This is a genomic window from Streptomyces sp. NPDC049687 (assembly GCF_044465285.1).
In the GTDB taxonomy this organism is placed as follows: Bacteria; Actinomycetota; Actinomycetes; order Streptomycetales; family Streptomycetaceae; genus Streptomyces.
The window spans coordinates 1-12,827 of sequence record NZ_JBITLN010000030.1 but is presented as its reverse complement, the minus strand read 5'-3'; the positions used below and the strand labels follow the sequence as shown (position 1 = coordinate 12,827).

Annotated in this window: 10 protein-coding genes; 3 read left to right on the top strand and 7 right to left on the bottom strand. The window is 71.1% G+C overall.

From position 1 onward, the window contains the following. Window positions 1–28: 28 nt before the first annotated feature. The 7 genes from ACIBVL_RS42480 to ACIBVL_RS42450 all read right to left on the bottom strand — a co-directional run bounded on the left by ACIBVL_RS42480 (window position 29) and on the right by ACIBVL_RS42450 (window position 9,112). Complete coding sequence (locus ACIBVL_RS42480; protein ID WP_399106525.1) at window positions 29–2,200, bottom strand: N-6 DNA methylase; 2,172 nt, start codon at window positions 2,198–2,200, stop codon at window positions 29–31. 82 nt (window positions 2,201–2,282) lie between these two features. Next, window positions 2,283–2,981: a hypothetical protein gene (locus ACIBVL_RS42475; RefSeq protein WP_399106523.1), complete on the bottom strand. Its 699-nt coding sequence runs from the start codon at window positions 2,979–2,981 to the stop codon at window positions 2,283–2,285. Between the two features lie 422 nt (window positions 2,982–3,403). Continuing rightward, window positions 3,404–5,113, bottom strand: coding sequence for a uroporphyrinogen-III synthase (locus tag ACIBVL_RS42470; RefSeq protein WP_399106521.1), 1,710 nt, complete (start codon window positions 5,111–5,113; stop codon window positions 3,404–3,406). Then, window positions 5,110–6,105 carry a hydroxymethylbilane synthase gene (hemC, locus tag ACIBVL_RS42465; protein WP_399106519.1) on the bottom strand — a complete coding sequence of 332 codons (996 nt, stop codon included), beginning with the start codon at window positions 6,103–6,105 and terminating at the stop codon, window positions 5,110–5,112. The genes ACIBVL_RS42470 and hemC overlap by 4 nt, the downstream gene beginning before the upstream one ends. A 5-nt stretch (window positions 6,106–6,110) precedes the next feature. Continuing rightward, on the bottom strand, window positions 6,111–7,811 hold the full coding sequence (locus ACIBVL_RS42460) for a glutamyl-tRNA reductase (protein WP_399106517.1): 1,701 nt from the start codon (window positions 7,809–7,811) through the stop codon (window positions 6,111–6,113). Then, a complete protein-coding gene (locus ACIBVL_RS42455) occupies window positions 7,808–8,578 on the bottom strand; it encodes a redox-sensing transcriptional repressor Rex (RefSeq protein WP_399106515.1) in 771 nt (256 codons plus the stop codon). The genes ACIBVL_RS42460 and ACIBVL_RS42455 overlap by 4 nt, the downstream gene beginning before the upstream one ends. A 258-nt stretch (window positions 8,579–8,836) precedes the next feature. Further along, on the bottom strand, window positions 8,837–9,112 hold the full coding sequence (locus ACIBVL_RS42450; protein WP_399106513.1) for a glutaredoxin family protein: 276 nt from the start codon (window positions 9,110–9,112) through the stop codon (window positions 8,837–8,839). Window positions 9,113–9,215: 103 nt separating this feature from the next. Between ACIBVL_RS42450 and ACIBVL_RS42445 the strand changes: the two genes are divergently transcribed. The 3 genes from ACIBVL_RS42445 (at window position 9,216) to ACIBVL_RS42435 (ending at window position 12,738) form a co-directional block, all read left to right on the top strand. Continuing rightward, a complete protein-coding gene (locus tag ACIBVL_RS42445) occupies window positions 9,216–10,148 on the top strand; it encodes an HAD family hydrolase (protein WP_399106511.1) in 933 nt (310 codons plus the stop codon). Window positions 10,149–10,474: 326 nt separating this feature from the next. Further along, window positions 10,475–11,254, top strand: coding sequence for an ECF subfamily RNA polymerase sigma factor, BldN family (locus tag ACIBVL_RS42440; RefSeq protein ID WP_399106509.1), 780 nt, complete (start codon window positions 10,475–10,477; stop codon window positions 11,252–11,254). Between the two features lie 248 nt (window positions 11,255–11,502). Beyond that, complete coding sequence (locus ACIBVL_RS42435; protein ID WP_399106507.1) at window positions 11,503–12,738, top strand: DUF5667 domain-containing protein; 1,236 nt, start codon at window positions 11,503–11,505, stop codon at window positions 12,736–12,738. Window positions 12,739–12,827: the final 89 nt, after the last annotated feature.

Genomic DNA, 12,827 nt, shown 5'->3' with positions numbered 1-12,827 from the left:
TCGTGCCGCCTGTCACCCTCGCCGAAGCTCAGGTGCCACCGGTTCTGCGCCTCAGCGCAAGATCCCCGTCGGCAACCCCGGCCGCCAGTCGCAGGGCCAGATCGTCCAGCGCGTTCAGCTGCCGCCGCACCTGCGCCCGCTGCCGCTCCGTCTCGCTCAGGATGGCCTCCAACTCGGCGACCTCCTCGGGTGGCAGCTCAGGCAGGTCCATGTCCCGCACGCTCACCCGGCGCACCAGGGAGCCGCTGCTGCGCTGCTGGTTGCGCGGTGCGGCGAGCAACTGGGCCAACGGCTGGGGGCGCATCCACAGCTCCTCGGGGCGGACCTCTCCCGCCAGAAACGGACGGTACGCGGCGATCCGGAGTCCCTGAACCGGCGCCAGCAGAACGCATCCGCCCGCGTTGTCGACGTGCGTACGGATGCCGTGCTCGGTGAACAGGAAGACATCGCCGCGCTCGGTGACCACCGCCTGTGGATACTGCGCAAGGTCCTCCAACGCGATCCGCCTCTTGCCGAACGGCAGCGCGCCGAGCATCTCCTCCCGGCCGACGACCGGCAGTCCCGCCTCCCCGATGTCCGCCTCGCGGATCCGGTGGCCGGCCAGCAGCCTGAGCTGGCCGCCCTTCAGGTGCTCGGCGACGTTGCGATGCGCCACCCTGTTCTCCGGCTGACGTCTGGCGACTCCGAGATCGCCTATCCACTCCTTGAGCCGGGGCAGGGCGACGGCGGCCTCGCGGCGGGCGTCCAGGGTCGCCGAGAAGTGGTCCAAGCCCTGTTCCTTCGCGGCCAGCCGGTGCGCCGGCAGGACCGAGCGGCCGTCCAGGAGCGATTCCGCACGCGGACCGGTGCCCGACACGGGAAAGAACCCGGCCTCCTCGTCCACCGGTGACCGCCCGGCGTCGAGTACCTCGGCGACGTACGCGGTCCACTCCCCGCCGACCCGACGGGCGATGCGGTCGGCGTCGACCAGCAACACCTCGCCCGGTTCCTCCCGCGCCGCCGCACCGCGTAGTACGAGCAGTGCGTGCTCCGCCCCCGTACGGAACGGGTGGATGCGGCGCGGCAGTTGGACGACGGCGGCCACCGCACCATCGCTCAGCAGCTGCTCCCGCATCCGCATACTCGGCGTCGGCGCCGTGACACGAGGCCGGCTCAGCGTCCACGACGGCACGACGACATAGCCCCGTCCGCCCGGCTTCAGCCGCCGCACGGCCTCAAGCGCCCAGCCGAGCGGCCCGCCCTCGTCGGACTCCCGCTCCCCGGAGGCGTAGGGCGGATCGGCGACGACCAGATCGGCGGAGGGCATGCCCCAGGGCCGGTCCGGGTCGAGGCCGAACTCCCGCTGCTCCCAGGGCCGCAAGGTGTCCAGGTCCTCCGGGCGTGCGCAGACGTCCACAGCGGAGCAGTAGTGGGCGAACAGCCGGTACAGCAGCAGCCTGCCGCGCAAGGGGTCGGACTCCACCGCCACGATGTCACCGCGTCCGCCGATGTCGTCCCGGGCGAACAGCAGCTCACCGGTTCCCGCACACAGGTTGATCACCGACGGCTGGCCGGGGCCCGCGGACAGCACCCCGGACGGTCCGACCAGGGTGCTGATCAGCCGGGCGACCGCCGGTGGTGTCGTGTCCGTCGTCAGGTCCGACTCCAGCCGCTCGGCCAGCCCGAGCACGGTGTCGGCGGCGGCACCGGGGGAGCCGAGTTCCTCGATGAGCTCCCGGACGGCGCGGGCCACCCGGGGATCGGCCTGCTCCGCGCCCTCCAGCAGTTGTTCGGGGAGGGCCTCCCGGTACCAGCCGCCGCCCTCGCCCGCCATGGCACACACCGCGAGCGCGTCGGCGATGAGCCTGTTCGCGGAGCCCAGTTCGTGGCGCAGCGCGACCAGCCCGCGCAGGCGCAATCCCCGCCGGAACCGGTCGCCGTAGGTCGGGACGGTGCCGTCCTCGTCCGGCTCCTCGTCCGGTACCGGCCGCAGGTCGAGCCAGGCCGCCACTTCCCCGGCGTCGAAGAGAGGCCTGCTGTCGCTGCCCGCCACGGGATCGGGGAACGGCGCCCGCCGGTCACCGGCCGCCTCCAGGACGTCCCGGGCGAACCGGCGTCGCCAGTTGCTGACCGTGGGCCGGCCGACCTCGGCGAGTTCCTTGATCTCCCCGAGGGAAACCAGCGCCGACCCCTCGGTCACGCCCGGAACCTGCACCGTCATCTCCGCTCCTTCGATCCTTGTTCTCTCCCCCGCGGCCACGGCGTTCCCTCCCCGGCGGCCGCGGCCGCCGGGGCACCACGCCTCACAGCCGCATCGGCTCCGTACCGGCGAGCACCGCCCTCCGGCGCGCCAGCACCTGCGGCACCTGCCCGTACTTCTCGTGCCGGTCGGCCATCTCCGGGGAGACGTGACGCAGCAGCGTCAGCGCGGTCTCCAGGTCCCGCTCCAAATGCCGCTGGAAGACGCACTCGTGATGCGCGATGCGGTTGCGCAGCGTCAGCATGAACTGGAACTTGCGGTAGAGGTCCTCCCGACCCCCGCGGTGTTCACGGAACAGATGACGGAGCGAGGAGTTCCAGTACTTCATCTCGTAGTTGTCACGGCCGCCACGCCCGAGCAGACCGACCCAGAAGCCGAACGGCAGCTGCGCCACGATGTCGCAGGGACCGAACGGGCGGTACGGCCGCCTGTCCTCCAGGGTCTCCCGCGCCCTTTCCAGCATGTCCAGACCCTTATGGTTGGGCCGGGCCTTCGGCACGTCCCACCACGCCTCCTGACCGTGCTTGCCCACGAGCTGGCGGTGGAGCCGGTTGCGCAGGCTCACCTCAAGGTCGCGCAAGGGGCTCTGCAGAGCCCGGGCCACCTCCGAGTCCCAGGCGTACAGCCGCAGTGCACGGACGCGGTCACCCCCGCACTGGTGCAGGAAGGGCTGGAACCGCTCCGGCGAGATGGCCACGATTAACCGGTCGTCCTCGCTCGCCTCACCATCGAGCAGCGTCATCACGCGTCCTTTCGCCCGCGACCCGCCCGTGGTAGGGTCTGTCGAGTAAGCCTTGGATCACTGTCACTGCATCGCAAACAGCCCTTGGCAGTGCTTGGTTGTGACCCCCGAGTCCGCCCGCCCAATTCAGGCGGACTCGGGGGCACAACTGCTTCTGGGACAGGGCCGGCCGAGTCGGGATCAGATCGACTGCGGCGCCCACTAACCACAGTAGTAGGTTGACCGCTCCTGGTCAACGCTTATAGATACCGAATCCTGAGAAGTGGCCTTCTCAGGAGTCGGTATCTATAAGACTCGTGATTGAAAACCCCGCTCTTTCTCGCCGCTTCCATGAGAACGCCCCACCGTCTCCGACGGAGACGGTGGGGCGCGAAAGGTGCTTCCAGGCTGCGGTGATCTCGTGGCGGACCGCGAAGAGGCGGCTACGTCGCCCGCCGCCTGCGCGCCCCCGGCCGCCTCTCGCTCGGCCGCGTCACCGGATCCCCGGCCTCCAGCGCCGCGGCTCTCCGCCGCAGCCCGAAGTCGGCCAGCGCCTCCGCCAGCTTGTTCACCGACGGCTCCGGAGCCATGACGTCGACCCGCAGCCCGTGCTCCTCGGCGGTCTTCGCCGTAGCAGGCCCGATACAGGCGATCACGGTCACGTTGTGCGGCTTCCCCGCGATCCCCACCAGGTTCCGCACGGTGGACGACGACGTGAAGAGCACGGCGTCGAACCCGCCCCCCTTGATCGCCTCGCGGGTCTCCGCCGGCGGCGGCGACGCCCGCACGGTCCGGTAGGCCGTGACGTCGTCCACCTCCCAGCCCAGCTCGATGAGACCCGCGACGAGCGTCTCGGTGGCGATGTCCGCGCGCGGCAGGAACACCCGGTCGATCGGGTCGAACACCGGGTCGTACGGCGGCCAGTCCTCCAGCAGTCCGGCGGCCGACTGCTCGCCGCTCGGCACCAGGTCCGGCTTCACGCCGAAGGCGACCAGCGCCTTGGCGGTCTGCTCACCCACCGCCGCGACCTTGATACCCGCGAAGGCCCGGGCATCGAGGCCGTACTCCTCGAACTTCTCCCGCACCGCCTTGACGGCGTTGACGGAGGTGAAGGCGATCCACTCGTACCGGCCCGTCACCAGTCCCTTGACGGCCCGCTCCATCTGCTGGGGCGTGCGCGGCGGCTCGACGGCGATCGTCGGCACCTCGTGCGGTACGGCGCCGTAGGACCGCAGCTGGTCGGAGAGCGACGCCGCCTGCTCCTTCGTCCGCGGGACGAGGACCTTCCAGCCGAACAGCGGCTTGGACTCGAACCACGCCAGCTGGTCGCGCAGGGCGGGGGCGGAACGCTCGCCGACCACGGCTATCACCGGCCGGCCGCCCTCGGGCGAAGGCAGCACCTTCGCCTGCTTCAGCGTCTGGGCGATGGTGCCGAGGGTGGCTGTCCAGGTCCGCTGACGGGTCGTCGTACCGCCGACCGTGACGCTCATCGGGGTGTCGGGCTTGCGTCCGGCGGACACCAGTTCACCCGCCGCCGCCGCGACCGAGTCGAGGGTCGTCGAGACGACGACGGTCCCGTCGGATGCGCCGACCTCGGTCCAGCAGCGGTCCGAGGCCGTACGCGCGTCCACGAAGCGGACGTCCGCCCCCTGCGCGTCCCGCAGCGGCACACCGGCGTACGCGGGCACGCCGACGGCGGCCGCCACGCCCGGGACCACCTCGAACGGCACCCCGGCGGCAGCGCACGCGAGCATTTCCTCCGCCGCGTACGTATCCAGCCCCGGGTCCCCGGACACCGCACGGACGACCCGCCTGCCGCCCCGCGCGGCCTGCATGACAAGATGTGAGGCATCCCGCACAGCGGGTGCCTCAGGGCTTGTTGACGTGCCGTCAACAAGCACGGGGTGAGGCGTGCCCGTGCCCGGAAGCGGGTCCGACGAAGGACCGGTTTCCGCGTTCACGACGGCGACGCCGGGCCGCGCGTGCGACCGTACGACGTCGAGCACCTCGTGCTCGGCGACGAGGACGTCCGCGTTCGCCAGCGCCTCCACGGCGCGCAGAGTCAGCAGTCCCGGATCCCCGGGTCCGGCACCCAGGAAGGTGACGTGCCCGTGCTCAGGACCGATGGCGGCAGGAAGGGCGGTGGGGCTCACAGTGCTCGCTCCCCCATCAGACCGGCCGCGCCCTGGGCGAGCATCTCGGCTGCGAGTTCGCGACCGAGCGCCATTGCCCCGTCGTGCGTCTCGGGCACGGGACCGGTGGTGGACAACTGCACCATGCGGGTGCCGTCGGTCGTGCCGACGACTCCCCGCAGGCGCATTTCCTTGACAATCTGCCCGTCGGCCTGGGGATCCCCCCGCTCGAGCGGAGCCGAGAGTGGGGGAAGGTCGGCCAGCGCGCCCACAGGGGCGCTGCAGCCGGCCTCCAGGGCGGCGAGCAGGGACCGTTCGGCGGTCACGGCGACCCGGGTGAACGGGTCGTCGAGCGCACCGAGCGCGGCGACGAGTTCCGCGTTGTCCGCGGCACATTCGATCGCCAGTGCTCCCTGGCCGGGAGCGGGCAGAACCGTGTCGATCGACAGGAAGTCGGTGACCTCGTCGATACGGCCGAGGCGGCTGAGGCCGGCCGCGGCCAGCACCACCGCGTCCAGCTCGCCGTCGCGGACGTATCCGATGCGGGTGTCGACGTTGCCGCGTATCGGGACCGTCTCCATGTCCAGTCCGTGGCTGCGCGCGTACGCGTTCAGCTGCGCCATGCGGCGCGGCGAACCGGTGCCGACACGCGCCCCGCGCGGCAGGTCGGTGAACTTCAGCGCGTCCCGGGCGACGATCACGTCACGCGGGTCCTCGCGTTCCGGTACGGCGGCCAGGACCAGGTCCTCGGGCTGCGTGGTCGGCAGGTCCTTCAGCGAGTGAACCGCGAAGTCGACCTCCCCCTTGAGCAGCGCGTCCCGCAGGGCCGTGACGAACACACCCGTGCCACCGATCTGCGCGAGGTGCTCGCGGGAGACATCGCCGTAGGTGGTGATCTCGACGAGCTCGACGGGCCGTCCGGTCACCTGGCGCACGGCTTCCGCGACCTGCCCGGACTGGGCCGTGGCGAGCTTGCTGCGCCGTGTCCCGAGTCTCAGTGCCCTTGTACTCATGCCGCTCATGCCGGCCCTCGGTTCTCTGCGTTCTGCTCTGTGCTGTCCTCGGCCCGGGACACGGCGGCCACCGCCTCCTGGTCGAGGTCGAAAAGGGTCCGCAGCGCGTCCGCGTACCCGGCGCCGCCGGGCTCGGCCGCCAGCTGCTTGACCCGGACGGTCGGCGCGTGCAGCAGCTTGTCGACGACGCGCTTCACGGTCTGGGTGATCTCGGCGCGGTGCTTGTCGTCGAGGCCGGGCAGCCGCCCCTCGAGGCGGGCGATCTCACCGGCGACGACATCGGCGGCCATCGTGCGCAGCGCCACCACGGTCGGCGTGATGTGCGCGGCCCGCTGGGCGGCGCCGAACGCGGCGACCTCGTCGGAGACGATCCGCCGCACCTGGTCCACGTCGGCGGCCATCGGCGCGTCGGCGGAGGCTTCCGCGAGCGACTCGATGTCCACCAGCCGGACCCCGGCCAGCCGGTGCGCGGCCGCGTCCACGTCCCGGGGCATCGCCAGGTCCAGCAGGAACAGCACCGGCTCGGGGCGCACGGGGGCGGCGACCGGCTCGGGCCTGCGGCGCTCGGGGATGCGGCCGAGGGTGGCGACGGTCGAGGCGAGGGCGGCGATCAGCTCGGCGTCGGCCTCGGGCGTGCGCCGGGTGGCCGTACGGCGGTCCACGGTGGCGTTGTCGACCCAGGCGGCGTGCTGCTCCAGGGTCGCCGCGTCCATGCCGGCCACGGCGGCTTCGCCCATCACGGAGAAGCCGGGCTGCTGCTGCACGGCGGACAGGTCCACCGGGCAGCCGTCCTCGGTGCCGAGGGTGGTGGGCGGCAGGGCCCGTACCGACGGGGTCTCCTGGTCGAAGGCGGCCGGGGTGCCCGTCCGGCCCTCGACCGCCGTGGCGATCGCCGCTCCGGTGAGGACGAGGCCCGTCGCGCCCGTGCAGGAGACGGCGACGTCGGCACGTGTCAGCTCGGCCGGCACCGATTCCATCGGGACCGCGCGGGCCGGCACGTCCGTGCCCTCGTCCTCGGTGAGTATCTGCGCGAGCCGCTCGGCGCGGTCGAAGGTGCGGTTGGCGACGACGATCTCGGCGACCCCGGCGCGCGCGAGGGTCGCGGCGGCCAGCGAGGACATCGAGCCCGCGCCGATGACCAGCGCCCTCTTGCCCCGCGCCCACCGCTGCACGTCCCCGCCGGCGGCGAGCTGCTCCAGCCCGAAGGTCACCAGCGACTGTCCGGCCCGGTCGATGCCGGTCTCTGAGTGGGCGCGCTTGCCGACCCTGAGCCCCTGCTGGAACAGGTCGTTCATCAGCCGGCCGGCGGTGTGCAGCTCCTGCGCCTTCGCCAGGGAGTCCTTGAGCTGGCCGAGGATCTGCCCCTCGCCGACGACCATGGAGTCCAGACCGCAGGCCACCGAGAACAGGTGGTGGACGGCACGGTCCTCGTAGTGGACGTAGAGGTAGGGCGTGAGCTCTTCCAGCCCGACCCCGCTGTGCTGGGCGAGCAGCGTGGACAGCTCGGCGACACCGGCGTGGAACTTGTCCACGTCGGCGTAGAGCTCTATGCGGTTGCAGGTGGCGAGGACGGCGGCCTCGGCGGCCGGTTCGGCGGCGACCGTGTCCTGGAGCAGCTTGAGCTGGGCGTCCGCGGAGAGGGAGGCCCGCTCCAGGACGCTCACGGGTGCGCTGCGGTGGCTCAGTCCGACGACGAGCAGACTCATGCCGGCATCACGGCGGGTACGTCCCCCTCGGGCCCCTGGTCGGTTTCGTGGGAGTCGGCGCGGCTGACGGACGGGGGTACGGCGCCGTCGGGCGACGCGGCCTCCTCGCCGGCCTTGCGCTGCTCGTGGAAGGCGAGGATCTGCAGCTCGATGGAGAGGTCGACCTTGCGCACGTCGACGCCGTCCGGGACGGACAGCACGGTTGGCGCGAAGTTCAGGATGGAGGTGACCCCGGCGGCCACGAGCCGGTCGCAGACCTGCTGGGCGGCGCCGGCCGGGGTGGCGATGACGCCGATCGACACGCCGTTGTCCGTGATGATCTTCTCGAGGTCGTCCGTGTGCTGGACGGGGATGCCCGCGACGGGCTTGCCGGCCATCGCCGGGTCGGCGTCGATGAGCGCGGCGACCCGGAAGCCACGCGAGGCGAAGCCGCCGTAGTTGGCGAGCGCGGCGCCCAGATTTCCGATGCCGACGATCACTACCGGCCAGTCCTGGGTGAGGCCCAGCTCACGGGAGATCTGGTAGACGAGATACTCGACGTCGTAGCCGACACCGCGCGTTCCGTAGGAGCCCAGGTAGGAGAAGTCCTTGCGCAGCTTGGCGGAGTTGACCCCCGCCGCCGCGGCCAGTTCCTCGGAGGAGACCGTGGGGACCGAGCGCTCCGACAGTGCGGTCAGCGCGCGGAGGTACAGCGGAAGGCGGGCGACGGTGGCCTCGGGAATCCCTCGGCTACGGGTCGCCGGTCGGTGAGATCGGCCAGTTGCCACGGTGCTCCTGCGGGTAGAGCGGGGCTGCGGGCGGTCACACGTACCCGGACCGCCCCGTCGACAGCAGGCTATGTCTTTGTGAACGCGTGCACAAAGATGGTGTCCGATTTGCCCGGCCAACGTGACCGGGGTCACGCGCGTCGTTCCTAGGGGTGTCCCTAGGAGCATCCCTGGGGGCAAAACCGACACACTCCTCGTGAATCCCGCCCCCGAGACCGAACCGCCATCGATCCTAAGCGACGCCCGGCGTGTCTTGTACTAGTCGGTCAGTTCCTTGCGGAGGCGGCCCTCGTCGACACGCCAGAACGTGTGCTGCTTCCCGTCCACGAGGACGACGGGGATCTGCTCCCAGTACCGCTCGTGGAGTTCCGGATCCCGGGTGATGTCCTTCTTCTCCCAGGGGACACCGAGATCGCCGCACACCTTCTCGATCACGACCTGCGCGTCCTCGCACAGATGGCAGTCGGGCTTCCCGATGAGCGTGACGAGCCGGTCCTGCGGGGCCGGCCCCTTCCGTCGAAAGAGGGGACTCATACGGGTCATTCTCGCGCCTCTTTAACGGACAGGTCGCGGAGAGTTCACACCCCGCGAACCTCACCGCTCCGGAACCACCGAACAAACTGGCTATGCTCACGCCATGGCCGCATTGGGATGGCTCACCCCCCGTAGGCGCTCCGCCACCGCGCGGAGCGTGCTGGCTGGCGAGGCCTCGGCCGAGGCCGCCCGCAAGTCCACGCAGGAAGAACAGCACAAGGCCCCGGAGGAAGAGGGGGCCGAACCGCAGTTCCCGGTCCACGGCGACGCGCTGGCCGCCGCCTTCTTCGACCTGGACAACACCGTGATGCAGGGCGCCGCCCTGTTCCATTTCGGCCGCGGCCTGTACAAACGCAAGTTCTTCGAGACCCGTGACCTGGTCCGGTTCGCCTGGCAGCAGGCGTGGTTCCGGATGGCCGGCATCGAGGACCCCGAGCACATGCAGGACGCGCGGGACTCGGCGCTGTCCATCGTCAAGGGCCATCGCGTCGCCGAACTGCAGTCGATCGGCGAGGAGATCTACGACGAGTACATGGCCGAGCGCATCTGGCCGGGCACCCGTGCCCTGGCCCAGGCCCATCTGGACGCGGGCCAGAAGGTGTGGTTGGTCACAGCCGCCCCGGTGGAGATCGCCCAGGTGATCGCCCGCCGCCTCGGCCTCACCGGCGCCCTCGGCACGGTCGCGGAGTCGGTCGACGGCGTCTACACGGGCAGGCTGGTCGGCGAGCCGCTGCACGGCCCCGCCAAGGCGGAGGCGGTCCGCGCCCTGGCCGCGGCGGAGGGCCTGGACCTCTCCCGCTGCGCCGCCTACAGCGACTCCCACAACGACATCCCGATGCTGTCCCTCGTCGGCCACCCCTACGCCATCAATCCGGACAGCAAACTCCGCAAACACGCCGCGAGCCTCGACTGGCGCCTGCGCGACTACCGCACGGGCCGCAAGGCGGCGAAGGTGGGCATCCCGGCGGCGGCGGGGGTCGGGGCCGTCGCGGGCGGCACGGCAGCAGCCATCGCCCTGCACCGGCGACGCCGGTAACCGGCCCCCCTGAGGGGCGCGCGCACAAAGGACGGTCGTACCCCCTACGGCCGTCCTTTATTCGTCCTTGTCCGCGCACAGCCACAACACGCCCCGGACCGACCCGAAACTCAAACCTTTTCGATCACCAATCGCTCACCATCCGCCACTTGTTCGAGCGCCAATAGGTAACAGAAGCGACGTAATCGAAGTTTTGAGCAACTCGGTGTAGCAGCGCCTGCACGAAGCGTTATTCTCCTCAGACGCAAACCGGTACCCCTCCTGTCGCTACGACGGGTGAAAGGTCCCGCACTGCACGTGATGGAAGCTCTGCCTCTGGGAGTCCCGTGTACCCACACGTCGGGGTTGACGCCTCGGGCCTGGCTACGCTGCGCACAACGGTCGCTACGGTCCGAGACCTGCTGCGCGGCTTCGTCCCCACCGCGTACGCCGTCCCCGCCTTCGCCACCGCCACACCGGCGGGCCCGTGCTACGCACTGGCGGAAGGCACCTCCGCGGTCGGCAGAAGAGGACGCTCGACCGGCGCGGCCCCCACCCGCCGACCGGCCGCCGACAGCGACAGCGCCCGGATGATGGACCTCGTCGAACGGGCACAGGCCGGCGAGGCCGACGCCTTCGGGCGCCTGTACGACCAGTACAGCGACACCGTCTACCGCTACATCTACTACCGCGTCGGCAGCAAGGCGACCGCGGAGGACCTCACCAGTGAGACGTTCCTGCGCGCCCTGCGCCGGATCGGCACCTTCACCTGGCAGGGCCGCGACTTCGGCGCCTGGCTCGTCACCATCGCCCGCAACCTCGTCGCCGACCACTTCAAGTCGAGCCGCTTCCGCCTCGAGGTCACCACCGGCGAGATGCTCGACGCCAACGAGGTCGAGCGCTCCCCCGAGGACTCCGTCCTGGAGTCCCTCTCCAACGCCGCCCTCCTGGACGCCGTACGACGGCTCAACCCCCAGCAGCAGGAGTGTGTGACCCTCCGCTTCCTGCAGGGCCTCTCCGTCGCCGAGACCGCGCGCGTCATGGGCAAGAACGAGGGCGCCATCAAGACCCTTCAGTACCGCGCCGTCCGCACCCTGGCCCGCCTTCTCCCGGATGACGCCCGCTGATCCCGCCCGGCTGGCCCGCCCACTGTCGGCAGTCCCCAACTCACGTTCAGTGAAAGTCCGTTGACTTCCCGATCCGATCATCCGCAGTCCGTAACCCAAGTGCCGCGCCACTCGTTGTGCGGGATACAGGCTCCCTGTGGTCACGTCCTGGCCACCCCCGATCACTCGATCGAGGGGAACAGGCCCGGGGCGTGCAACCCTCGAGACCCCCGGGGAGTCGACCGTCATGACGAGAGGAGGTGCCGCCAGTGATCGCGAACGTATCGGCGCACCGGCGGGCGAACGCCTTCGCCCAGGCCCTGGAGGAGCAGTCCGACCAGGGCACGGCGGCCGAGCAGACCGAAGGATCGCCGCCGGCGCCGGCCGCTGCGGACCAGACCGAGCGGGGTGGCCTCCTGGCCCTCGCGACGAGTCTCGCCGAGCTGCCCAAACCGGAGCTCGATCCCGAGGTCAAGGTCGTCCAGCGGGCCCAGTTGGTCGCCGCGATGGAGGCCATGCTGCAGGCGGGCACCGCGGGAGGCGAGGCAGCGGACACTTCGGTACCGGAACAGCGATCCCACCGGGCCAGGGGCGCGCACCGAGCAAGTCCCCTGAGAAAGTTCCGGCCGCGCAGCCGGCTGGCCAAGGGCCTCACCGCGGGAGGCCTGAGCGTGGGTGTCGCCGCGGGAGCCTTCGGCGGAGTCGCGGCCGCGAGTTCCGACGCCCTCCCCGGTGACGGACTCTACGGACTCAAGCGCGGCATCGAGGACTTCAAGCTCAACTACCTGTCCGACGGCGACGACGAGCGCGGCCGGACCTACCTCGACCAGGCCTCCACCCGGCTCAGCGAGGCCCGCCGCCTCATGGAGCGCGACCGCGGCGGCCACCTCGACCACGAGTCCCTCGGCGAGATCCGCCGTGCCCTGAGCGGCATGCAGCACGACGCCTCCGAGGGCCACCGCCTGCTCCACGAGGCGTACGAGCGGGACCCGGACTCGCTGAGCCCCATCCAGGCCCTGGAGTCCTTCTCCCGCTCCCACCGCGGGGCCTGGGGCGCGCTGCGCGAGAGGCTCCCGGTCCAACTGGGCGACGTGAGCCGGCAGGTGTCATCGGTCTTCGAAGCCATAGACGAAGAAGTCGCCCCCCTGCAGTCCCTCCTTCCCCGTCCCCCAGCCCAGGACGGCACCGGCAGGCAGGGCTCCGGCCCGTCCTCACCCGGCGCCTCGAAGGAGACCGGACGCACGACGGCCCCGAGCACCGGCGACTCCGGCACGGGTACCGGCTCGGGCACCGGCGGCAGCCCGAGCAAGTCCTCCACCTCCGGCACGACCGACGAAGGCCTCCTCGGCGGCAGCACGGGCGGCCTCCTGGACCAGCCTGACGGCACCACCACGACGTCCCCGTCCACCAGCACCCCGTCCACCACCGACCCCGACGTCACCATCCCGCCCCTCCTCCCGGGCCTCCTACCCGGCCTGGGCATCGACGGCGAGGACGCGAGCTAGGTGTATTGATCACGAGCGTTGTTGACACTCGACGGTGCTTGATCATGGCGAAGACCTCCGGTGTGGTGGAGCTGTCTAGGACTGCACCG

What these genes read in the sequence shown, in the direction of transcription:
- hemC (WP_399106519.1), bottom strand. Translation starts at nt 6,105, where the DNA reads ATGAGTACAAGGGCACTGAGACTCGGGACACGGCGCAGCAAGCTCGCC.
- ACIBVL_RS42480 (WP_399106525.1), bottom strand. Translation starts at nt 2,200, where the DNA reads ATGACGGTGCAGGTTCCGGGCGTGACCGAGGGGTCGGCGCTGGTTTCC.
- ACIBVL_RS42445 (WP_399106511.1), top strand. Translation starts at nt 9,216, where the DNA reads ATGGCCGCATTGGGATGGCTCACCCCCCGTAGGCGCTCCGCCACCGCG.
- ACIBVL_RS42460 (WP_399106517.1), bottom strand. Translation starts at nt 7,811, where the DNA reads ATGAGTCTGCTCGTCGTCGGACTGAGCCACCGCAGCGCACCCGTGAGC.
- ACIBVL_RS42450 (WP_399106513.1), bottom strand. Translation starts at nt 9,112, where the DNA reads ATGAGTCCCCTCTTTCGACGGAAGGGGCCGGCCCCGCAGGACCGGCTC.
- ACIBVL_RS42475 (WP_399106523.1), bottom strand. Translation starts at nt 2,981, where the DNA reads ATGACGCTGCTCGATGGTGAGGCGAGCGAGGACGACCGGTTAATCGTG.